At 37.2% G+C, this 22,669-nt stretch carries 21 protein-coding genes; 1 reads left to right on the top strand and 20 read right to left on the bottom strand.

Annotation, left to right across the window (positions count from 1 at the left end):
* The 13 genes from pepN to H4J75_RS06840 form a co-directional block, all read right to left on the bottom strand.
* Positions 1–2,565 carry an aminopeptidase N gene (gene pepN / locus H4J75_RS06900; RefSeq protein WP_182214214.1) on the bottom strand — a complete coding sequence of 855 codons (2,565 nt, stop codon included), beginning with the start codon at positions 2,563–2,565 and terminating at the stop codon, positions 1–3.
* A 112-nt stretch (positions 2,566–2,677) separates the two neighbouring features.
* The gene (gene nhaC / locus H4J75_RS06895) at positions 2,678–4,180 is read right to left on the bottom strand and encodes a Na+/H+ antiporter NhaC (RefSeq protein WP_182221717.1); all 1,503 of its coding nucleotides are present in this window, start codon (positions 4,178–4,180) and stop codon (positions 2,678–2,680) included.
* A gap of 237 nt (positions 4,181–4,417) precedes the next feature.
* The gene (gene prc / locus H4J75_RS06890; protein ID WP_182221716.1) at positions 4,418–6,454 is read right to left on the bottom strand and encodes a carboxy terminal-processing peptidase; all 2,037 of its coding nucleotides are present in this window, start codon (positions 6,452–6,454) and stop codon (positions 4,418–4,420) included.
* A gap of 17 nt (positions 6,455–6,471) precedes the next feature.
* Complete coding sequence (gene proQ / locus H4J75_RS06885) at positions 6,472–7,275, bottom strand: RNA chaperone ProQ (protein ID WP_259366381.1); 804 nt, start codon at positions 7,273–7,275, stop codon at positions 6,472–6,474.
* 28 nt (positions 7,276–7,303) lie between these two features.
* Positions 7,304–7,594, bottom strand: coding sequence for a hypothetical protein (locus tag H4J75_RS06880; RefSeq protein WP_070376584.1), 291 nt, complete (start codon positions 7,592–7,594; stop codon positions 7,304–7,306).
* Positions 7,594–8,070, bottom strand: a complete 477-nt coding sequence (locus tag H4J75_RS06875; RefSeq protein ID WP_182214209.1) for a GAF domain-containing protein — start codon at positions 8,068–8,070, stop codon at positions 7,594–7,596. The genes H4J75_RS06880 and H4J75_RS06875 overlap by 1 nt, the downstream gene beginning before the upstream one ends.
* Before the next feature lie 145 nt (positions 8,071–8,215).
* The gene (locus tag H4J75_RS06870; protein ID WP_182221715.1) at positions 8,216–9,004 is read right to left on the bottom strand and encodes an SIMPL domain-containing protein; all 789 of its coding nucleotides are present in this window, start codon (positions 9,002–9,004) and stop codon (positions 8,216–8,218) included.
* Positions 9,005–9,050: 46 nt separating this feature from the next.
* Positions 9,051–9,680, bottom strand: a complete 630-nt coding sequence (locus H4J75_RS06865; RefSeq protein ID WP_182221714.1) for a DUF2057 family protein — start codon at positions 9,678–9,680, stop codon at positions 9,051–9,053.
* A 111-nt stretch (positions 9,681–9,791) separates the two neighbouring features.
* A complete protein-coding gene (locus tag H4J75_RS06860; protein ID WP_259366382.1) occupies positions 9,792–10,688 on the bottom strand; it encodes an FAD:protein FMN transferase in 897 nt (298 codons plus the stop codon).
* A gap of 79 nt (positions 10,689–10,767) precedes the next feature.
* Positions 10,768–12,093 (bottom strand): DUF3570 domain-containing protein, encoded by a 1,326-nt coding sequence (locus H4J75_RS06855; RefSeq protein ID WP_182221713.1) that lies wholly within the window; start codon positions 12,091–12,093, stop codon positions 10,768–10,770.
* A complete protein-coding gene (locus tag H4J75_RS06850) occupies positions 12,084–12,308 on the bottom strand; it encodes a DUF4266 domain-containing protein (RefSeq protein WP_070376578.1) in 225 nt (74 codons plus the stop codon). The genes H4J75_RS06855 and H4J75_RS06850 overlap by 10 nt, the downstream gene beginning before the upstream one ends.
* Before the next feature lie 32 nt (positions 12,309–12,340).
* Complete coding sequence (locus H4J75_RS06845) at positions 12,341–12,868, bottom strand: TlpA disulfide reductase family protein (protein WP_310733598.1); 528 nt, start codon at positions 12,866–12,868, stop codon at positions 12,341–12,343.
* A 93-nt stretch (positions 12,869–12,961) separates the two neighbouring features.
* Positions 12,962–13,642: a glutathione S-transferase gene (locus H4J75_RS06840; RefSeq protein ID WP_182221712.1), complete on the bottom strand. Its 681-nt coding sequence runs from the start codon at positions 13,640–13,642 to the stop codon at positions 12,962–12,964.
* Between the two features lie 111 nt (positions 13,643–13,753).
* Between H4J75_RS06840 and H4J75_RS06835 the strand changes: the two genes are divergently transcribed.
* Positions 13,754–16,066, top strand: a complete 2,313-nt coding sequence (locus tag H4J75_RS06835; protein ID WP_182221711.1) for a peptidase U32 family protein — start codon at positions 13,754–13,756, stop codon at positions 16,064–16,066.
* A 102-nt stretch (positions 16,067–16,168) separates the two neighbouring features.
* Here the strand turns inward: H4J75_RS06835 and H4J75_RS06830 are convergent, their stop codons facing one another.
* From H4J75_RS06830 to H4J75_RS06800, 7 genes are all read right to left on the bottom strand, one after another.
* Positions 16,169–16,810, bottom strand: coding sequence for an RDD family protein (locus H4J75_RS06830; RefSeq protein WP_182221710.1), 642 nt, complete (start codon positions 16,808–16,810; stop codon positions 16,169–16,171).
* Positions 16,811–16,828: 18 nt separating this feature from the next.
* On the bottom strand, positions 16,829–17,368 hold the full coding sequence (locus H4J75_RS06825; protein WP_182221709.1) for a DUF924 family protein: 540 nt from the start codon (positions 17,366–17,368) through the stop codon (positions 16,829–16,831).
* A 45-nt stretch (positions 17,369–17,413) separates the two neighbouring features.
* On the bottom strand, positions 17,414–17,665 hold the full coding sequence (locus H4J75_RS06820; RefSeq protein ID WP_182221708.1) for a hypothetical protein: 252 nt from the start codon (positions 17,663–17,665) through the stop codon (positions 17,414–17,416).
* 20 nt (positions 17,666–17,685) lie between these two features.
* Positions 17,686–17,943 (bottom strand): DUF2999 family protein, encoded by a 258-nt coding sequence (locus H4J75_RS06815; RefSeq protein WP_182170121.1) that lies wholly within the window; start codon positions 17,941–17,943, stop codon positions 17,686–17,688.
* A gap of 167 nt (positions 17,944–18,110) precedes the next feature.
* A complete protein-coding gene (locus tag H4J75_RS06810) occupies positions 18,111–19,025 on the bottom strand; it encodes a hypothetical protein (RefSeq protein WP_182214193.1) in 915 nt (304 codons plus the stop codon).
* Positions 19,026–19,267: 242 nt separating this feature from the next.
* Positions 19,268–19,729, bottom strand: a complete 462-nt coding sequence (locus H4J75_RS06805; RefSeq protein ID WP_182221707.1) for a nuclear transport factor 2 family protein — start codon at positions 19,727–19,729, stop codon at positions 19,268–19,270.
* A gap of 131 nt (positions 19,730–19,860) precedes the next feature.
* On the bottom strand, positions 19,861–22,497 hold the full coding sequence (locus H4J75_RS06800) for an EAL domain-containing protein (RefSeq protein ID WP_259366383.1): 2,637 nt from the start codon (positions 22,495–22,497) through the stop codon (positions 19,861–19,863).
* Positions 22,498–22,669 lie beyond the last annotated feature (172 nt).

The raw sequence follows: 22,669 nt of genomic DNA, 5'->3' as shown, positions 1-22,669 counted from the left end.
TTAGCTCGCTAAGGCCGCATCAAGTTTTTCTTTTAAGTCTTTTGATAAGTTTTTAAGTGTAGTCAACTTCTCTAATTCTGCGCGCATCAATTCCTGTCTAGATAAATCAAAAGATCTAAATTGAATTAAAGGCGTAATGAGCCTTGAAGCCACCTGTGGGTTTATTTCATTCAACAAAGCGATTTGCTCTGCGAGAAACTGATAACCCTGGCCTGACTGACAGTGAAAATAACGCGGATTATTAACGCTGAAGCTACCCACTAATGAACGTGCCCGATTTGGATTCTTTAAGCTAAATAACGGGTGAGTTAATAAGTTACCCAATGAAGTAAAAATATCTTCGCTACATTGTTGAGCCGCAAGACTAAACCACTTATCCATGACTAATGCTGTACTCTGCCATTTTTTTTCAAAATGCTGTAACTGCCCTGCTAAGTCAGCTGAGTTGTTTTCAGCTGAGCAGACTAATGCTGCCAAAGTATCAGTCATGTTATCTGACGATTGATATTGTTCTACTACCTTGCTCTTTTGATGCTCAAGTAAAGAGAGGTAAGACAAACAAACATTTTTTAGTGCGCGTTGGCCAACTTCTTCACCGTCATATTTATAGGCAAAAGATTTATTGGCAGTAAAGGCTTTCTCAAAACTAGCGGTTAAGCCGGTCACTAAAAATAACTTCACTGCGGCAATAGCATTAACTACTTTGATGGGATCAACCTGTGCTATTTCTGCGACAACTTCGTCAAAACTAGGCAGTGATAATTGTTCGGCTTTAAAGGAATTATCGGTATTTGCGTCAAAAATAGCTTGATAAGTCGTTAATAAACTCTGTGGCAGAACAAAGCTACTGTCATCGACTAACGCTTTAATATAATTCAACATCAATTGCTGACCAGCGTCCCAACGACAAAACTCATCATCGGCAAAAGCCATAATGGTTGCCAGCTCTTTATCTGTTTGCTTAATCGTAAGCTTCACCGGCGCTGAAAAATCTGCCAATATCGCTAGCACAGGTTTAACAGCAAGATTGTCAAAGGTCCATGTTTGCTGCTCAGTGGTTAACTCAAGTAACTCACGTCCGATCACCTTATTGTTTTCGATAAGCTCAATAGCAACAGGGATATGTAATGCTTTACCCTCGCTACCGTCTTTTTGATTTGGATTTTTCTGGGTCAAGGTTAATTGATACTGTCCCTTTGAAAAAATCTCATTTACAGATAATGTCGGCGTACCCGACTGATAGTACCAGCCTTTAAATAAATCAAGGTCAACACCCGAGGCATCTGACATCGCATTAATAAAGTCATCACAGGTCACGGCCATACCATCGAAGCGAGCAAAATATAAGTCCATGCCTTTTCTAAACTTAACTTCTCCTAACAAGGTGTTAATCATGCGGATGACTTCAGCACCTTTTTCATAAACGGTTAAGGTGTAAAAATTATTCATCTCTAGTACTTTTTCAGGACGAATAGGATGAGCCATAGGTCCGGCATCTTCAGCGAACTGTTTTGAACGCAGCAATCTCACATTTTTAATACGGTTTACTGCAGCACTGTGCATATCAGCGCTAAACTGCTGATCGCGAAATACTGTTAAACCTTCTTTTAGACTTAACTGGAACCAATCGCGGCAAGTTACCCGATTACCCGTCCAGTTGTGAAAGTATTCATGACCGATCACAGCTTCAATATTAAAGAAATCAGTATCGGTGGCACTCTCATTATCTGCTAAAACAAATTTCGAATTAAAAACATTTAAGCCTTTATTTTCCATCGCTCCCATATTGAAGAAGTCGACGGCTACAATCATGTAGATATCGAGGTCATAAACTAAACCAAAGGTTTCTTCATCCCAAAGCATCGATTTTTTTAGTGATGCCATCGCATGGTGAGCTTTAGGTAAGTTACCTTTATCAACAAATATCTCTATTGCCACATCGCGTTTATCTTGGGTGGTAAATGTATCAACAAGTAAGTCAAAATCACCAGCAACCAGAGCAAATAAATAACAAGGTTTTGGATGAGGGTCATGCCAACAAGTAAAATGTTTCCCTTGCGGTAAATCACCCGCTGCAGTTTTATTGCCATTTGATAACAAATAAGGGTAACGCTTTTTATCAGCAATGACTTTGGTTGAAAAGGTCGACATCACATCAGGACGATCTAGGTAATAGGTTATACGTCTAAAGCCCTCGGCCTCACATTGTGTACAAAAAGCGCCGCCCGACTTAAATAAGCCTTCGAGTGAGGTGTTATTAAGTGGGTCAATTTCAGTCACTATAGTTAGTGTAAATTCATCAGCGCTAATATCTAGGGTTAACTGTGTGTCACTGACCTGATAATAACTTTCAGGCAAGTCTTGATGATCAATTTGCAGTGAAATAAGTTTCAATTGCTCGCCATCAAGCACTAATTGCTTAGCCTCTTTATTTTCACGTTTAATCGCCATAGTGCTGGTTACTATGGTTGCCGTGTCAGCAAGTTCAAAGGTCAGATCGACGGTGGTAATAGAAAAATTTGAAACTTGGTAATCAGATAAATAGCGCGCGGTAAAGTCAGTCATGAGCGTTTCCTTTTTGAAAATATAAAGCCTGTAAAAACAGGCTTTATATTAAGTCGATATGAAGCGTAAATAAAGGATGAATATCCTCTTTTTATCGCAATGTTCTTTGATGTTAGCTCTTTATCGCTTCGTCACTGTTTGTTGCTAACATTTTAATTTTAAAACCGGTGTAACCATAAACGATGGCAAGCACCGGGTTAATTAAATTAAAAAAGCAATAAAAAATATAATCGTATGATGTTAATGCCAACGCGCCAAACATAAAGGCACCACAAGTGTTCCATGGAATTAACGGTGAAGTAATAGTGCCTGAATCTTCTAACGTACGACTTAATAGTGTTGGATGAAAACCTCGGCGTTTAAATTCAGCTTTAAACATACGACCAGGCATAACTATCGCCATATATTGATCTGCTGTTATTAAGTTAGTACCAATACAAGTTGCAACAGTGCTGGCGATTAAGCTTCCCGTTGATTTAGCTGTTGAGAGAATGGCTTTAACAAATTTATTTAGCATACCTAAATGCTCTAACACGGCACCAAAACTTAAGGCACACATTACCAACCAAATCGTGTTTAGCATACTCGACATACCGCCACGACTAAGCAATTCATCAATTTGTTTGTTGCCAGTGTTAACCACTACGCCATCAAAAAATGCTGTCCAAACCACGGTTATATAAGCTTTAACGCCACTAACGCCTTCTGCAGCCATGTTTAAAATAAGCTCTTGCTGAAAAACTAACGCCCAAACAGCGCCAATTAAAGCACCAATCGCCACAGCAGGAAATGCTGGTACTTTTTTAAAGGCTAAATAAAGTAAGATAAAAAGTGGGATAAGATTAAGTATAGAAATATTATAAGTTGCATCTAGTGTGGTCAGCAAGGCGTCAATACTTGCGGTGTCTCCAGTTACATTTGAGGAGTGATCAAAGCCAATAATAAGAAACAGCACCAAGGCTATGCTAATAGAAGGTATGGTGGTCCATAACATATATCGAATATGTTCAAATAATTCACTACCTGCTACTGCAGGAGCAAGGTTAGTCGTTTCAGATAACGGCGATAATTTATCACCAAAATAAGCACCTGAAATAACAGCTCCCGCAGTAACCGCGGTCGACATTTCAAAACCGTTAGCAATGCCAATAAAGGCAACACCAACCGTTGCCGCTGTAGTCCAAGAACTGCCAATACTCATTGCGACAATACCACAAACTAAACAGGCAGCGGCGTAGAACCAACTAGGGTCAATAATTTGTAAGCCATAATAAACCATCGTAGGCACAGTACCAGACAGTAGCCAAGTACCTATTAATGAGCCAACCGCTAACAGTATTAAAATTGCCCCCAAAGAAATAGAAATACCACCGACAATTGACTTCTCAATCGACTGCCACGTATAACCATTCTTGATACCAATCACAATCGCTATACCCATAGCGAGTAATAAAGCAATTTGATTAGGACCATAAGATGAGTTGTCAGCAAAATACCAAACAGCAGTTGTTAACATAACAACTAATGCAAAAATAGGAATTAACGCATCTAGCATGCTTGGTTCTTTGTGGGTGTTGATTACTACGGGTTGATTGTCTTTTTCTGGCTCTGTCATGTGCGATGCTGACCTTAAGTTTTTTATAGTTATAATTTTTAATGTTTATATCGTTTTTATTAACGCGTAATATTATTTTTCATTAGGAAAAATAGTACAAGGCTAATCAAGCTGATATTAATCACAAACCCCTAAAAGTCAGGGTAACGCATATAGGCTAATCTATAGAAGAAATTGAGTTTAGCTTTTTTCTTACATAAAAGCCGCAATTAAGCGGCTTTTATGAGTGGGTAATCATTATTTTTTAGCGACTTTACCCAGCGATATTAAATCAAAAGTTATCTTAGCCGTTTCATCTAAAAATGGATCTAATTCTTCTAACTCATCGGGTAAGTCTTCAAGTGATTTTACTTTTTCTTTACCCATAACAACTAATCGTTCATTAACACGAATAAGTTGCTTCGCTTTTCGTTCTTCACGTTTTGTTTTACGTTCATCTAACTTAAGTGAAATAGTTTTATCATCTTTCTCTTTTTGATAAACCGCAATATCATCAAGTAAATAGTTAAATTCACGATTACCTTTAACACGCTCACTATGCAGTGAAGTGAGGTACGTTAAGTCAGCCGATAAGTTACCTAAAGCTTGATATTTTGCCTTAGGGATTTGATCCCAAGGTAGTGCATTTTTCTCTCGACTTTCTCCCCAGTCTTCTGGGTCAACAGCCGTTGGAAAAGAAATATCGGGTAAAACACCTCTATGCTGAGTACTACCACCATTGATACGGTAAAACTTAGCGATGGTAAATTGAATACTACCTAATGGATTATCATAAAGGTCATAAACTCGCCCTAGTCCACGATGTTGCTGAACAGTACCTTTACCAAAGGTATGTTCGCCTACGATTACCCCACGACCATAATCTTGAATCGCTGCGGCAAAAATTTCAGAAGCAGAAGCACTGTATCTGTCAACCATCACGGTTAATGAGCCATCATAAGAACTGACTCCATCATCATCACTATTAACTTGTACTCGGTTTGCACCATCACGTATCTGGACAACGGGGCCTTTATCAATAAATAAACCCGTTAATAATGTTGCTTCACGTAATGAACCACCGCCATTACCACGTAAATCAATAATAATACCAGCGACTTGTTCGGCTTTAAGTTTATCGAGTTCTTTGTTCACATCGCGCGATAAATTATTATAAAAACTAGGTATAGTGATAATGCCTAATTTTTTAGACTTTTCATCACCTTTAGTTTCAAAATACACTTCAGACTTTGCCGCTCTGTCTTCAAGGACTATTTTATCACGAACAATCGTAACAACTTTAATAACGGCATCATCTTCCGCTTCCGCTGGCAAAATTTGCAAACGAACTTTGGTGCCCTTAGGTCCTTTAATGAGATCTACAACATCATCTAAACGCCAACCGATAACATCTTCAAATTTATCATCGTCTTGCGCAACACCGACGATTCGGTCTTTAGGTTTTACTTCGTTTGATTTGTCTGCCGGTCCACCGGGAACAACGCTATTGATAACCGTATAGTCTTCTTCAGCTCTAAGTACCGCACCAATCCCTTCAAGAGACAGATTCATGTCCATTTGAAATTTTTCAGCATTTCTTGGTGATAAATAAGAGGTGTGAGGTTCAACAACGCGAGCAAAGCTATTCATGACGACTTGAAAAACATCTTCACTTTCACTTTGTTTTAATCTTTTAATCGCATAACGATAGCGTTTGCCTAAAACTTCTTGCACTTTAGGCCATTCTTTACCCGCTAAGGTTAAATTTAGGGCGTCGTACTTAACTTTTAAGCGCCATAACTCATTTAATTCTGCACTATCTTTTGGCCAATCAGCTTCTTCACGGTCGAAGTTATAAACTTCGTTTACAGTAAAATCAAAAGGTTCTTTTTCTAAAAGGCTTAATGCATATTCATAACGCTCGGCACGTCTTTGAAGGTTTAAGTTAAATATGTCATAGGCTATATCTAACTTACCACGAGCGATTATTTGATCAAACTCAAGACGATGCTTTTGAAAGTCTTCTATATCGGTCGCTAAAAAAACATTTCGAGCATAATCAAGTTGTTTTATATAACGGTCAAATATTTTTTCAGAGAGCGCATCATCCATGTCAACTTTCGAGTAATGGGCTCGAGTAAACTGCGCAGTAACGCGTTTACTCGATGCAGCATGCTGGCTTTCAGGAGCCAATATGGGTAGCGATTCTACCTTATCAAGATTTTCGACAGCAAAGATGTTCATTGCTGATAGCGACAAAGAAACGGCAATTGCGATACGACAAATTTTTAGCATGCCCAAAACACTCCAATTTATTCAGTAAATATATTTTTAATTTGTGTCTTAACAACCATTCCTGAATTTAATTGTACACTCACATCTTTACCAGCAACTTCAGTGATAACAGCGTTCATAGGCGAGTTGCCTAATTTAACTTTAACGCTTTTACCAACAACGACTGCGCTGTCTTCAACAGGAACAAGTTTAACTTCTGCTTTAGTATGCGTCGATTTAGTTGATTTTACCGACTTAAACTTAGCTTGTTTTTCTTGCTTTGCTTCTAGGTTGTGAGCAGACGGTTTTGCTTCAGTAGGATTGTCTGACTTATTAAGCTTAGATCCTTTATAAGGCTTTTTGCTTGCTTTGTCGTGTTTGTTTTTGTTACCAAATTTGTCTTGGCTTTCTTTTAGTGTCTTACTGGCATAGTCAGCTTGCTCTTGATCTATCTCAGCAGAGTCATTGCCATCGATATCAACACGAAAGTTACCCAACTTAACCGCTTTCAAATAACGCCAGCTGCTAGTGTAATGTCTTAATGCTTGGCGTAAGCGAGTTTTACTTACAGTGCCATCTTCCGCTAAATTTGCAGACAAATCTTGAAAGATGCCGATTTTAAGCGCTTTAGCTGGACCATCAACCGAGAAACACTTTGGAAATTTATCCGCTAAATAAGCAATAATTTCTTTTGTGCTTAACCGTTTAACTTCAGTTTCTTGCTCTGCTGCTACTGGTGTTTGTTGTGCAACGTCAGTATCAACTGCAACGTCAGTAGTTACTTCAGTTTCAGTATTACTCATTTCTGTTTTGCTCACTTCGTTTACTATTTTAGTGTCCATAAATACAACTTTTTAAAAATTCTTAAATCTAAGAGGTTAAATCTTGAAGGTACTGTTCACGGTTATCCAACAAATGTTGGCACCAGTCATAAATATCTTCACTATCTATGTCAGGTAGTGATTCTTGGCAAATCCAAGTGTCCCAAACCAAAGATAATAATTGCGCTAATATCTCTGGTTCAATATCTTCTTCGGCTAAATCATAAATCAGATGATAAATTTCATTTATTCGTTCGGCAACGAATTCTTCTTGGCCATCCCAGTCACCGACAATACTTTCGCTAACGAGATAATCATGAATAACGATAATTTCTTTCATTAGTTTAACACGCCATGCTTGATGATCATATTTTCAAATAAATTAATTATTGCTTCCAAACCTTGTTGATCAATTTCATCAAAATGATCATAGGCTGTGCTATCTATATCAAGGACAGCAATAATATTGTTACCGACTTTTACCGGAATAACAATTTCTGAATTACTACTTGCATCGCAAGCAATGTGACCATCAAAAGAATGAACATCGGCAATACGCTGTGTGGTGCTTTGGCTAACTGCTGTGCCACAGACCCCTGTGCCAACAGGAATACGAATACAAGCCACTTTACCCTGAAAAGGCCCTAAAACTAGTTCATTATCAATTAAACGATAAAATCCAACCCAGTTTACTTGTGACAAGTGCTCAAAAAGTAAGGCGCTGATATTTGCCATGTTAGCAATAATATCAGGTTCATCGCTGATTAAGGCATCAACTTGTTGGTAAAGTTCTTGATATAAATCATTTTTATTCATAAATACCGGTATTCTTATGTTTATCAAAGATAAGTGATGGTCAAAAAACGCATAACATAACCCGATAACCCGCGAAGTTAAAGCAATTATTACAGATTTTATGCACTTTTAACTTATATTGCTGCAAATTAGCTTAACTGCCGCTTTATTTCTCGGTTTTTATAGCAAAAGTAACATTCACTTGAGCAACAACATTACTTTCTGCTACTCGTGAATTAAAACCGCCGTTACTTCTACCTGTCACACCATAAGTGTTTGGTGTGTGATAAGCAGACTCAGTCAAATTTGAAATTTTACCTAAGGTAACGCCCATTTGCTTGGCAATAGTGATGGCTTTTTGGTGCGCATTTTTTAAGGCATTGATCAGCGCTTGTTGATACAAAGCTTCATCGTTTATTATTGAAGTTTGCAAAGCAGAAATGCGATTAACACCGATTTTTACAACATTATCGAGTAATTGGTCATAGTGCGAAAAATCGGTAAAAGTCACTTTTATGGTACGAGAGACTTCAAAGTAAACTTTTTCTTGCTCAGCCGCTGAGTTATCTGCTAATTGATGACTATTAATAACCGCTTTCGTGTTGCTTTTTTCGAACTCTCCTTGATTAGGCAACTTCTGATGAACGATTATCGCTGGCACATCAGCCGGTATTTCATAGCGGGGAATTAATTCTAATCGAGCGGATTCAATAGCAGACTCAGCAATGCCCATTGATAAATACATCTGGGTCACTAACTGGCTTTTGTGGTCAACCAAGGCTTTGGCTTTGCTGGCAATATTGCCGCGTTGGCTAACCGTCACCGTAAAAGTAAACTTGTCAGGCTTTGCACTAACCGACCCTTTACCAATGACTTCAATACCCTGAGTCGTGTATTGCTCTGCTGTGATTGATAATGAAAATAAACTGATCATAATAACGAGTAGGTATTTCATCTTATCCCGAATAGTGAGTTGTTTGTAAAAAGGTACATTAACTATTTTACTTCTGTTGAATAGATTCAACAAATCGTTTTTGTTGTTCTTTATTTGCTTTATGCCACCAAAACTTTAATTTATTTAAAGCATCGTCTGATTTTTTAATATCGCTACTTTGTTTATTATTTTCAGGCGTTTTAGCCAGCTGTTTTTGATGTTCAGCTATTTTTTTAAAGGCTAAACCCGCTTCAAATTCAGTTAAACTTTGATTAAGCACAAATATAGCGTCTTGTTGAACTGAGTTTTCATTAAAAGACTTTATTTCAATGGTCGGGGATTGGGCAAATTCACGTGCGTTAAAGCTGTCAGATATAACGGGGGTCACCATAATGTACTTCTGGTGGACGGTTTCTTTTAAAGTAAATAAAATAACTTGGGGAGCAGACTTTATCGTTACGTGGTCGTCGTCATCATAATTTTCAAAAAGCTCGCTATATTGCACGATTAAAATATTTTCACCGCGCTTTATATCAACGACAGTATTTCGGCTAAAAAAATCACTACTTGCCTTTTCACCATTAACTTTTATCAATTTATAAACATCAGGCACCACCAATTGTGCAGCGACAACATCGTTGACATTTATAAAACAAAAAAATAAACAAGCTAATAAATTAAAAGACCAAGGTGTCATCAGTAAAACCTACACAAAAAGAATTAACGAAAGCTTAGCTTATCGTTAATTCTTACTATTTGCGATTTAACTTATGATAAATTCTGTTATTAATAAGCGTATTTGAAGTAACTAACGAATAGCCCAGTGCTTGATGTCTTGTTCGGTTAAAAACTGTTCTGCATTTTCGCCCTGCATTTGAGCTAACGTCGCCAATATACCCGCTTGAATGCATTGTGGTGCTGAAACAGTCATTGACCGCGGTGCATGCTCAATTGGCCAACCCGTTTTAGCATTTAGAATATGGCTGTAACGTTGACCGTTTTTCTCTAAAAAGCGCTTTGCATCGCCACTCGTTGCCAGTGCACCTTTAAATAATGAGACGACTATGGTTTTTTTGTCGACAAAACCAGGGTGCTCTACTCCAACTTGCCACGGTTGACCATTTTTTCTTGATGAATTTGTCGCTAAATCGCCACCTAAATTCACCAATACGGGTTGTTGTGTTAATAAATTTATTAAGACTATGGCGCGATCAACCGCATACTCTTTACCAATACCACCGAAATCAATTTCCATATTTATCGGTAAAGTCACTTGGCGATTATCGTATTTTATTTTATGCCAACCCACATTCTCCATAGCCTTTTTAACCGCCAGCGAAGTAGGAATATTGTCAGAGCAATCAAAACACCAGACTTTTCTTAGCACGCCTGAGGTTATATCAAATATCCCATCGCTAAGTTGGTAACAAGTATCGGCAAAGTTTAATAAAGCAAAAGTCTCATCATCAATAGCGATGGGCTTACCCTGACTTTGATTTATCTGGCTACAAAGGCTATCGGAGTTGTAACGGCTATACTTGTCTTCAATGCGCCAAACTTCTGTACTGACTTGTTCACCAAGCTGTTTGGCAAGCGCGGGGTCCGAGGTTTCAATAATCACCTCACACAGACTGGCCATAGCATCAAATTGAATACAGAATCCGTCTGAGCGTTTGGCCAGTTTTATTTCTCTAAGTTTATTCAATTGTCACCTTGATAAAAAGATAAAGCCCCTATTTATGTAATTAAATAAGGGCTTGTATTATTTAGATTATTACTACACTTTAGAACGAATAGCTAACCTGCGCAATTATTGCATCAATGCTTTCATATATATCTATGTTAGCTAAAGCACTAGGCACTTTATGTCCGGCACTTTTTGGGTCTTGGCGATAATATTCAAGTCTAAAAGACAAATCATTACCATCTGCTAACTTCATACCATATTTTAAACCAACCGTATAAGCGGTCATTTCACCAATACGGTAATCGGCACTGGCAAACTCAGGTGTTGCATCATCTTCCATTAAGAAAGGTTGATAAAATTGGGCTGCGCCTTGTTGATAAAAACGTAAATGAGGCTCTAAATAGCTACCGTTACCTAACGGAATATAAAAGCGAGTATCTACCGTATGAGACTTTATATCCCAGTCATCCCACATATACCGATATGACACATCTAAAATAGTTTCATCAAAATGATATTTTGTTTGTGCAAAAACACTTTGTTTGGTCCGTTCATTTGGGCGATTCTCATATAAATAGTCTTGTGCAAGACCTTCGTTATTTAACAAACTTAAGACTTTAAAGGGGTCCGTCAAATAGCCATCAACAACCGAATAGGAATAATTAAACTGTGTGACCATACGTCTATTAATGACTTGGGTAAAACCTACCATAATATCCGAGGTGGTTTTATCATCATCTCTGCCCATTCGAGTAGCATCATGAGCACTTTCGTCTTCGCTGTCATTATAAGCTGACGCCATAGAAGCAAAAGGTTTAGGTAAGCCCCCTTCTGGTGTAAAGGTGTCTTGAAAATGACTTAAACCAAAAGAAATAGTCGAGTTCTTCTTATTAAAGTCATAAGCAATATTGCCATTTACCCCTAAAGACAAGTAATCATATTCTTTTGATAGATGCCCACCGACACTGCCTGTAAAATTAGGTGCTAGTGCTTGCGTCCACTGAGCATTCAGCTGTACACGCGTATCATGAAAAGTGTCATCAAGGGGTGTTTCACCTGCTTTAACTTGATAATCTCCTTTACCAGAGGGTCTTGTAAACGTTTGAACATCGGGCTGAGCAACGGCGCCATTGGCTGAAGCCCCCGTTAATGCATCAACCGTTAACTTCAAATTTAAAATACTATCGTCGCTGTAAGTTTTTTTAGCATTAAAAACAGCTTCTGCTGCTGAAACACGATCAGCCTCACTGTAATATAAAAACGCGGAGTCAAAAGACCAAGTATCTTTATCTGCTGCTACTGATGTTGGGGCAGCACTAACTTGAACACTGCCTAACAAAGCGGTAGTTGCTAAAGTTAACGCAGCCTTGAGGTTCTTTTTATTGATGGTTTTTTTCGATTTACTCTCGTTAATTAATTGCATCCACAACCTCCTCCACCGAAGCTTTTACCGCCGCTTGACGCTTCTTTGCTGAAATAAATATGATCATCAAGTGCCGAATCAATTGGCGAAGATGTTAAGGCCATTTGCTCTTTTGCTAACAGATCACGTTCCCAAGGTTCGACACCTAAACTTGAGCAACCTGATGCCAAAGTTACCGCAGCAAAAACCAGTGAATATTTAAATTTATTGTTCATTGAAAACCTCATTATTCTCTTTATATTATTCGTTAGAGAGCAAGTAACTGTTGAATTTCTTGTTCGTATTGTGAAACTTTGTTGGTAAAAAAACCACTATGTGCGTATTTAATCTCACCTAACTTGTTGATGATCAAACTACTGGGCATCCCCTGAATTTTAAAAAAGCGCGCGAGCTCACCGTTAGGATCATAAATTACCGAAAAGTTTGCTGGGTTCTCTCGTAAAAATTCAGTGGCTAATCTTTGTTCCGTATCGAGGTTAATACTAATAACAGTAAAGCCTTGTGCTTGATGCTCATTCTGCATTTTATTCATCCACGGGAATGATTTACGACAAGGACCGCACCAAGATGACCAAAAATCTACATAAATAACATCACCATGGTGTTGAGCTATTAGGGTATCTAATTGCATTTTAGCTGAACTTTCAGATAGATTATTCGCTTGGGCATGACTCAGTAATGCTAAAGACGTTAGCATCAAAAAGAAAAAAAATTGCAATCTTTTAATAGCCACTCTTGCTGTTAGATAAGGATGTTGTACGTTAAGTATGTTCACTGAAATACCATCAAGAAATATAATTGACGCTATCTTAGTTAAGTTTTCTTAAGGAAAGCTTAAGAAAAATTAAACAAACTTAATAATGACTTTTTAACGGTCGTCGCCAAAAGTTATCACCGCTTTATTTTCCAACCACAAGGGGTATTGGGTCATCACTTTACTGAACATCCGGCTTTGTAAATAGTTATTTAGCCATGCCCTAAGTTTCGGATACGGTGAATGTAAATACCATTGCCGCTCGACTTTTGAAAACTTACGAATAAAAGGCAATAAAGCGATATCGGCCAAACTGTTTTTGTCTGACATAAGAAATTCAGTGAGTTGTAGACGTTGCTCTAAATCGGCTATGTATTTTTCACACGCAGCTCTGTCACTGGCCAGTGAAGTTTCATGATAACGTTTTGCACACTGATATTTATCAAAACATTGTTTAAATTCATCATCAAATGTTGAAATTAACGATAACATTTCCGGTAATAAATCAGGTGTATCACTATGCAGAAGATTATCGGGATCGCTTTTATCTAATGCCCACAGCATAACCTCCAGACTTTCTTCAATAACCCGTGGCTCTCCCGTATCAAGTTCGGTGACTAAAACTGGGACCGTGCCTTTTGGTGATACCGCAATCATTTCATCGGGTTTATCGGTTAATACCAGGTCACGTAATGCAACTGTCTGTTTTGCATAATATATTGCGATTCTTGCGCGCATTGCATAAGGACAGTTTCTTAAGGAATAGAGTACAGGTAACGACGAGTTTGGCTTCATGGGCGTTTATTTATAGAAAATATAAAATAATAAGTTACTTTAACGGTATTCATTAAGGAAATATATCGGTAAAATCGCCACCTTTAAATTTAAGTGAAAATAAGTGACCCCATGGATCAAAAAATAGAGTTATTAGCACCCGGCGGTGATGTCGAAGCAATTAAAGCAGCGATTATTGCTGGAGCCGATGCCGTTTACTGTGGCCTAGATACTTTTAACGCCCGTAATCGTGCGACTAATATCTCCTTTGATCAACTTGTTGGCGTTATTCGTTTAGCTCATCAGTATCAATGTGAAATATTTTTAACCTTGAATGTGGTGATCTTAGAGCGTGAATTTGCTTCACTGGCTAAATTATTAACTAAACTTGCCAACACCACACTTGATGGTGTTATCGTGCAAGATATTGGCATGTTCTATCTGCTTACCCAGCATTTTCCAACCTTAGATATTCACGCATCAACGCAATTAACCACCCATAACGTGGGTCAAATACCTTTTTTGAAAAAACTCGGTGCATCACGAGTGAATTTATCAAGAGAGCTAGATTTACGTGAAATTACCGCAATGGCAGCAGCAGGCAAAGCACACGATACCTTAACAGAAGTTTTTGTGCATGGTTCACTCTGTGTGGCTTTCTCTGGTCTTTGTTATTCAACCTCAGCAAGTGTTGGCAATTCAGGAAATCGTGGTCGTTGTAGCCAAGCTTGTCGTGAAGAATATGAACCAACAGCAACCGGTAATAAATTCCCGTTAAATATAAAAGATAACTCGGCCTTTTTTGATTTACCTGCGCTTATCGAAGCGGGTGTGCATTCCTTTAAAATTGAAGGACGTATAAAAGGTGCAAGCTACGTTCATACTGTTGTTGATAGCTTTCGCAAACAAATTGATGGTTTCCTTAAAACGGGTGAATTACTCGAAGATGGTGAACGCCTTTATAAAGTTTTTAACCGCGACTTCTCCAACGCCTTTTTACGTGGTGATTTAAATCAGTCAATGTTTATTGAAAACCCACGGGATAACTCTAAATACCACGCTGTCGATAAAAGTAATGCAATATCAGTTGTACAAATTCAAGAAGTTGAACAAAAACTTAATGATGAAAAACAGCTGATCAATGCCTCTGTTGACGATAAAATAAAACATTTAACCATTGGAAAAATACCGCTAACACTGGCTATTTCCGGTACATTAGATAAACCACTTACCTTGACCGTAACGACAAAAGAACTTTCTCAACAGCAAGCTTTTGTTGATGCTAAAGACAGCGAGAAAGGGCTTGAGGTTAAAAGTTACGCGCTTAAGTCACAAAGCAACTTAGTAAAAAGTGGCAAACTGAGTATTGACAGAGAAACCCTTGAAAAGCGTTTTAAAAGCTTTAACAATGCCCATTTCGATTTGATTGAAATAATAACCGATGACTTAGAAGATGGCTTAAGCATTCCTTTTAAAGAATTAACGGTATTAAAAAATGAAGCCGCCTTTTTGTTGAATAACTCTAAAGCTGTGTTACCTGAGGTTCAATTACCTAAGTTAGCCAATCACCCTAAACATACCCCGACTGGTGATGCAAAAGCCGAGCTATCAATTCTTATTTGTGATGAAAGTGATGTTGAATTAGCAAAATTAACTTCGGCAGATATTTACTTTAAATTACCCGATGCATATAAACGCGGTTGTACTAAGTATGTCGGTTTTCTTAAAGAAAACCCTCGCTTGATCCCTTGGTTTCCTTCAGTATTAATTGGCAAAGATTACGACGTTGCGGTCAATATTTTACAACAAGTAAAACCACAACTGATTGTAACCAATAACACGGGTATCGCTTATGAAGCGAACCGTTTGGGGATTCAGTGGATAGCAGGGCCTTTCTTAAATACGACTAACTCTTACGCTTTACTTGCAATGCAAGAAGGTTTTGATTGTAAAGGTGCGTTTATTTCTAACGAAATAAACCGTCAACAAATTAGAAATATTGCTCGTCCGGAAAACTTCAAACTTTTCTACAGTATTTACCACCCTATTTTATTGATGGCCAGCCGACAATGTTTCTTCCAACAAAGTGTTGGCTGTGAAAAGCCACGCATTGATAACGGCTGTATGCTGTCGTGTGATAAATCTACCAGTATCACTAACTTGAAAGGTGTTTCGTTTGCTATCGATAAACAAAAAGCCGGCTATCCAAGTATTTATAATCAAGACCAGTTTTTAAATACTGAAATTATTGAAGACCTAAGTGATTTATTTGATGGCTTTATGATTGATCTGACTAACATTGGCTCAGGTGATAAAGAAACACCAGACAAAGCGTTATTAATTAGTCAATTTGAAGCATTACTTAACGGTAATATTAACGTACCTGAGACACTTAATATCATGGTACCTGAATCAACGAACAGCCAATATCATAACGGCTTATAAGATAATCGCGAGCAAATAATACCAAAACGATGCTTATAAAATAACTGCATGTTTATCACCAGACTAAGTCAGTAAACATGCAGGTTTTATCATTAAATAAGTTTAGTTGTTGGTATAACAGACTTTTGTTTTTGCGACATAATCATGCAAACAACGCTTTTCTTTACCAAAGATAAAGAGTGGATTAACCAGGCCTGAAATAATTTGACCACCAAAAGGAACAAGAGAAAGTAGTTGCATCGGTATCATCCGCTTAACGTAAATTGTCGTTAAACTTGCCTTACTGTCATCTAAATTTTCAATTCGAATAGACATGAAATTCTTGCCTATGGTTTGTCCATAATGGTAAAGCAGGTAACCATGTAAGACAAGGCCAGCAATAAGTCCATAAGCGAGTAACATCACTGTTAAAGAAAAAGTGGGTTCCGCTAATTTATCAAAACCGACAGTGATAAAAATAGGTACAGCAGCAAATATACCAATAAGACCATCAATTAATGCCGCATAAAAACGGTCTAAACGTGTTGCTTTTTCACCCACTCTTTTCACATTTTGTTCTATCGCCGGTTCAGCGACAGTTTGCTCGACTGTTACAGCTACAGGTGCGGGTTCAACAACTGTTTTCTCAACTATTAACTTATTAATTTCTGCAGCTCGTTCTGGGTATTGCTCACTGTCGATTTGTTCTGCTGCTGAGTATAATTCTTCTAAGGTATATGACGTAAAATCGATTATTGGATCCATGTAGACTATGCTTCCTTTTTAAAAAGGTGAATTGGCTTGTGTTAAGAACTCACGTTCTTCTTGACTAGACTTCCTGTTAAGGATTTTATTGCGATGCGGATAACGGCCAAATTTTTCAATGATTATTTTATGTTTATTTTCAAAATCGATACTTGAAGCAACGCCATTATCGACAAAGAGCTTAACAGCGATATCATGTATCATTAATGACTCACTATGCATAAACGGCATATACAAAAAATTTCTTTCTAAATGATTTAACTCTTGATCAGCGCCAACGGCTATCGCTTCTTGAGCAAGCGCTAAAGCTAAAGGGTCACAGGCAAAAGCACCTGGCGTATCACGATACATATTTCTAGAGAACTGATCTAGAATAATAATTTCAGCAAGTCGCCCTTTAGCTGTAAGTCGCCATTTGAATAACTCACCACTATTTGCCGCCAGATGCACAGCCGAAAACTTGCTAATAATACACTGATCAAACGCGAGGTCTTTTAGCCACCACTGTGATTGATCAATTTCTTTAAACCAAAAATTTAAAACGTCATCTGCATTCATTTACCCAACCTCCATCGCTGTAATCAATCTATCGGCTAAGCACTTTTATTTATACGTCACTTTGCCACCAATCATTTTAAAGGCTGGCATACCCCGAATTAACGTCTCCCGAGCAAAGACACTGGCACAGCTTGGGCACACACAGGGTGTCATGGTAAAATTTTTAACTATCCGAGCTTTAAAACATTTAACTAATGCCCCTTTACCGCCTTTTTTGTATTTATACAGAGGTGCTCGACACTTACTGCAATAAATATCAACAGACTTTTCAGGGGCTTTTTTATTGGGCTTAGCCATCAATAACAGTTACTAAACTATTATTTATTTTCTTTAAGTTTAGCTTTAGCCGCTTCAACTTTAGCAAAATCTAAACCTAGCTCTTCTACCGCTTCTTTAATTAGTTCTGGGCTAGACATGACCATCATCATAATTGATTGCAACTTCTCCGGTGGTAAACCCAATGACTGAATATTCATCATCGCCATCATTGGGTTTTCGGTGAGTACTTGAAAAAGTTCTTTAATTTTTTCTTCACTTACATTTAATTCTTTTAGTGCCTGAATAATAGGATTCATTACCTTTCCTTAAAACATAAAACTTAGCTAAACAGCATTGTCGCTATTTCAACTGACATTTACCAATCTAATTTTCTCATTCATTGGCACTATTTTCAGTAAATGTTATTTACCTAGTGACTAGATGATTAAAAAATAGCAAGAATTGATAACAATATTTAAATGGCTCACTCTTGGAGTGAGTGAACGGGAATTTTTCTTTGTTTATCAAGTTTAATTAAGTAAGCATTTCTGCCAATACCCATAAATTCTTCGTCCGTATAAACAACGGTATTATCATCAAAAAAAGTCACTGACTCTTTTTGGGTAATAGTCCCTAGATTAATTTCATAAGCATCGCCTGAAAAAAAGTCATCCCCTTGCCAATTTTCAAATAGCCACAACCTTTGTGAGTCTAATAACACCAGTTTCTTTTTATTGGGGCTTAACGCCGCAGAAGTTATCCAACAGAGTTTTTCATGATGCGTACAAGTCGTGAAAGAGCTGAGCTTTGTCGCCTGATGATTAGCCGCATAAGCCCCTATTCGGTACAAATTAGTTTCGCCGTCAAATGGCACGGATCTGTTCTTTGTAAACAAGTACAATTTCTTTTTGTAAAAAACAAAAGCTTCTAAATCATATTTTTTCTGATGTTCTTTTGGCGGATAACTATTTTGCTCTGGATACATAAATTTAATTATCTCAGCGCTAGTGCTATCGCCCTTAATATCAATGGGATTTTCTATTTTATAGATGGTTAGCCATTTTCGCTTATTGTCGTTATTACCAAAATCACCTAAAAAGAAATGGCCAAAATCGTCTTGGGTCATATCTTCCCAATCAATATTTTTAGCATTAGTGATCAACACCGTTTTACTTATTTTACCATCGGCTTCAACCCGGTATAAATTCGGCTTATCACCACCATCATTTATTGCCCAAAGTTTACCTTTTTTATCAAATTCAATACCCGAAACTTCCGTGAGCCTCTCATCCATTGAAACCAGTTTATTGTTATAATGATGTTTAATTGATGAACCCAGCGCAATAAAAATAAACAATGATAAAAATGTAGTTAACCAACGTAGGTTTTTCTTGAGCATAGGGTTTTTAATTTTCCGAAAATACTAATCAAGGAATTAAAATAAAGACTTATTTTAATTCAATAGAAAATGGATAAAGTTTAAGGAGATCACTTTGAATGTTCAAGATCAGCTGCCAGTCGAATTTTTCGACGCTATTATAAACTGTTTTAGCGCTTTTAGGAAAAGACAGTTTGTCGCGACTGCAGGTCATTATTTTTCAATTTAAATACTTAGTCACATCTGAATCTGTTGTTCGCAGGTTAATCAACATATTCAGACAATAAAATATCTTTAGGAATACTCTCAGCTTTTATTCGCGTTGAATGCAGCATTTGCATTTTCCATTGCCCCGCCACTTTCACCATGACGGCACTTTCTAACCAAGCTACAGTACTTTCTTCCTTGCCATTATTGAAAGTTGCTTTATTCCAATAACTCACCCATGCAACATCACTATAAACCCTTGTTTTAATGACACTAAAATAGTTTCTTCTCTTATACTCTGAGGGTTTAACAACGTTAATCAGGTCGGTTAAGCTCCAATCTTCGCCGGCTTCTAACAACTGAAAATCGTCAGTGACCACGGCTTTCATTTTAAGATGGTCTGCTGCTGACATCGCAGAAAATAGTGCTTCAACCGGTCTAAAAACGGCTTCATTGGCCAATGAATTAACGCTTACTGATAAAGTAAGAATAAGAATAAGTAAATTTTTATTGTTCATGGTTTTCCCTAGTAATCAGTTATTTTATAATTATGCCTAGCTAAATTGATAGACACTTTGTTAATAAACTTTATAGCAAAAACCTAAACTCTGATTATCTTTGAGTAATAGTTTTTAATAAAAATTAACCGTTACGTACCAAGATAAGTTTTTATTACCATTACCTTGCACGTTCGATTGCTAAATATTGTCGTTGAGATACGCAATAAAGGCGTGCTCTTCGAGTGGGCGACTAAAAAATATCCTTGAATATAATCGCATTGATGCTTAGTTAGTAATTGGCACTGAGCAAGATCTTCACCCCCTTCGGCAACCACTTTTAAACCTAAACTTTTTGCCATCGACAAGATAGCGCAAGCCAAAGCTTCATCTTCAGCATTAAAGGTAATATCTTTAATAAAAGCGCGGTCTATTTTTAATATGCTAATAGGAAACCGCTTTAAGTAGCTAAGTGACGAATAACCGGTACCAAAGTCATCAATCGACAGTTCTATACCCATAGCTCTTATAGCTGATAACTGAATTAGGGTTTGATCATCTTGTTGAATTAATAAACTTTCAGTCATTTCAAGGATCAGTGAATCTGGAGCAAGTTGTGTTTTTGCTAAGATAGTTTCAAGTTTACTGATAAAATCCTGACGTTGGAACTGCACACTCGAGATATTAACTGATATCTTTGGCGCAAGGTCAAATTGGCTTTGCCAGCATTTAGCTTGTTTACAAGCTTCTTCTAAGACCCAATCTCCAATTTCAGTAATAAAACCAATATCTTCTGCCAATGCAATAAAGTCAGCCGGTGGAACCAAGCCTTTTATCGGGTGTAGCCATCTAACTAAGGCCTCAGCAGAAACAACTTTATTACTACTAACTTGATGGATAGGTTGATAATGTAAAATCAACTCCTTGTTAACAATAACCTTGCGTAGTTCAACTTCTAGATGCCTTCGTTGTTGGGCTTTAATATCCATTTCTTTGGTAAAAAATTGCACATTATTTTTACCCTTTTCTTTGGCTTTATACATAGCGCTATCGGCTTTACTCAATAGCTCTTCATAGGTACTGCCATCATCTGGAAATATTGATATACCTATGCTTGCGGTAACATAAGCTTCTATTTCTATTAAATGAAATGGCTTAGCTATTTTATCAAGTATCTGGCTGGCAATTTTTTCAAAACTAAAGACATCATTGTCGCCCGACAAAATTATTGCAAATTCATCACCACTCAAACGACTGACCGTATCGGCCTTTCTTACCGACTCTTTGATACGCTCTGTGGTTAATTTTAACAGCATATCTCCCTTAGCGTGGCCAAAGGTATCATTAACATTCTTAAAGCCATCTAAATCAATAAAAAATATAGCAACTCTATTATTGTCCCGTTGGGCAAGTTCCAAAGTATGCTCAAATCTGTCGACAAACAGATTTCTATTGGCGAGTCCGGTCAATGAATCGTAATTAGCTTGGCGATAAATTTTATCTTCGGCCTTTTTACGTTTAGTAATATCACTAAATAATGAAACATAAGACTCTAATTGCCCAAACTCATCTCTCAAAGCAGTAACAGATAACCATTCATAAAACACCTCACCATTTTTACGTCGATTGCAGATTTCACCTTGCCACTGCCCCAAGCTTTCCAAATCTGCCGCCATGCGCTGATAAAATTCTGTGTCATGATGCCCAGAGCTTAATAATGTGGGATTTTTACCTAAGACTTCTTTTTCCTCATAGCCAGTAATTAATATAAACGCTTGATTAACCGCAACAATATTATTATCAATATCGGTAACCATTACAGCCTCTGTTGCGGTTTTAAATACCGTTGAAGCGAGTCTCAACTGTTTTTCATCTTGCTTAATTTGGGTAATATCTTCTTTAATCCCTACATAACTGGTGATTCTATTTTTAGCATCTTTGAGGGGATATACATTGGCTTTCTCCCAAAAATTATCACCATTTTTTCGCTGATTATAAAACTCCCCGACCCAGTGTTTACCTGATGTTATTGTTGCCCATAAATTCTCATAGAGCGGAGATTGATGAAAACCAGATTTAAGAATATTTGTTTTTTGACCGATCACTTCTGTTGCTTGAAACCCAGAACTTTTAACAAATTCTTTATTAACATAAGTGATAATACCATTAAGGTCTGTGGTTTGAATTGAGACTGGGCTTTGCTCTACAATTTGAGCAATTAATGAACGCTGAGCTTCAGCTTCATTTTTTCGTTTTAACATAAAAAGTAAAAACAGACTCAAGGTCGATAATAACAAGAGACCTATCACTAATAGTTGTATTAAGTTTTTTTTAGTTTTATCGATTTCATTAACTTGCTTGTCGACCAAGTTCTCTAAATTACTTTGATAATGCCAAAGCGCTTGCTGATATTCCCTTTCTGGTGTCACATCTTGGATAATAGAAAAGAGCACAGCTTTATTATTATAAGTTATCGGAATAGAATGTGACGACACGGTTTTGATGTCACCATTACTGGTTTTATGTCTAAAAATAAAATAATTTCTATCTTCTGATTTAGCTAAGGCTCTTTCTGAAGCGACTTGCTCTGCACTCAACAGGTTAATATCTTGAATAGTTAGTGACTCAAGTTTTTTTTCTGCGAACCCATAGAAGTGTTGAGCGGCTGAATTAGCCTGAAGAATATTACCAGTTTTAGGTTCAATGATTAACATAACTGCGCTATGTCTTTCAAAAATAGCGCTAAAATCACTCTTTGAAAAAGTATCATTTGAAAATAATAACAGCATAACAAAAGCGCAAAGATACCGATATTTTTTGAACGAAACCTTGATCGCCTTTAGCAGGCAGAAGCGCTTAACATTGAACATATGATCCTATTATACTTAAAAAGAAGGTTAAATTTTATTCAAGTAAAAACTGCATTAAGATAGTTCGTTAAATTAACTTAATTCCATTTAA

The organism is Colwellia sp. BRX10-1 (assembly GCF_014077545.1).
GTDB lineage: Bacteria > Pseudomonadota > Gammaproteobacteria > Enterobacterales > Alteromonadaceae > Colwellia_A.
This window is presented reverse-complemented; position numbering and strand designations above follow the sequence as displayed.

Coding starts and splice junctions, on each gene's coding strand:
- pepN (WP_182214214.1), bottom strand. CDS start 2,565: ATGACTGACTTTACCGCGCGCTATTTATCTGATTACCAAGTTTCAAAT.
- nhaC (WP_182221717.1), bottom strand. CDS start 4,180: ATGACAGAGCCAGAAAAAGACAATCAACCCGTAGTAATCAACACCCAC.
- prc (WP_182221716.1), bottom strand. CDS start 6,454: ATGCTAAAAATTTGTCGTATCGCAATTGCCGTTTCTTTGTCGCTATCA.
- proQ (WP_259366381.1), bottom strand. CDS start 7,275: ATGGACACTAAAATAGTAAACGAAGTGAGCAAAACAGAAATGAGTAAT.
- H4J75_RS06880 (WP_070376584.1), bottom strand. CDS start 7,594: ATGAAAGAAATTATCGTTATTCATGATTATCTCGTTAGCGAAAGTATT.
- H4J75_RS06875 (WP_182214209.1), bottom strand. CDS start 8,070: ATGAATAAAAATGATTTATATCAAGAACTTTACCAACAAGTTGATGCC.
- H4J75_RS06870 (WP_182221715.1), bottom strand. CDS start 9,004: ATGAAATACCTACTCGTTATTATGATCAGTTTATTTTCATTATCAATC.
- H4J75_RS06865 (WP_182221714.1), bottom strand. CDS start 9,680: ATGACACCTTGGTCTTTTAATTTATTAGCTTGTTTATTTTTTTGTTTT.
- H4J75_RS06855 (WP_182221713.1), bottom strand. CDS start 12,093: ATGCAATTAATTAACGAGAGTAAATCGAAAAAAACCATCAATAAAAAG.
- H4J75_RS06850 (WP_070376578.1), bottom strand. CDS start 12,308: ATGAACAATAAATTTAAATATTCACTGGTTTTTGCTGCGGTAACTTTG.
- H4J75_RS06840 (WP_182221712.1), bottom strand. CDS start 13,642: ATGAAGCCAAACTCGTCGTTACCTGTACTCTATTCCTTAAGAAACTGT.
- H4J75_RS06835 (WP_182221711.1), top strand. CDS start 13,754: ATGGATCAAAAAATAGAGTTATTAGCACCCGGCGGTGATGTCGAAGCA.
- H4J75_RS06830 (WP_182221710.1), bottom strand. CDS start 16,810: ATGGATCCAATAATCGATTTTACGTCATATACCTTAGAAGAATTATAC.
- H4J75_RS06825 (WP_182221709.1), bottom strand. CDS start 17,368: ATGAATGCAGATGACGTTTTAAATTTTTGGTTTAAAGAAATTGATCAA.
- H4J75_RS06820 (WP_182221708.1), bottom strand. CDS start 17,665: ATGGCTAAGCCCAATAAAAAAGCCCCTGAAAAGTCTGTTGATATTTAT.
- H4J75_RS06815 (WP_182170121.1), bottom strand. CDS start 17,943: ATGAATCCTATTATTCAGGCACTAAAAGAATTAAATGTAAGTGAAGAA.
- H4J75_RS06810 (WP_182214193.1), bottom strand. CDS start 19,025: ATGCTCAAGAAAAACCTACGTTGGTTAACTACATTTTTATCATTGTTT.
- H4J75_RS06805 (WP_182221707.1), bottom strand. CDS start 19,729: ATGAACAATAAAAATTTACTTATTCTTATTCTTACTTTATCAGTAAGC.
- H4J75_RS06800 (WP_259366383.1), bottom strand. CDS start 22,497: ATGCTGTTATTATTTTCAAATGATACTTTTTCAAAGAGTGATTTTAGC.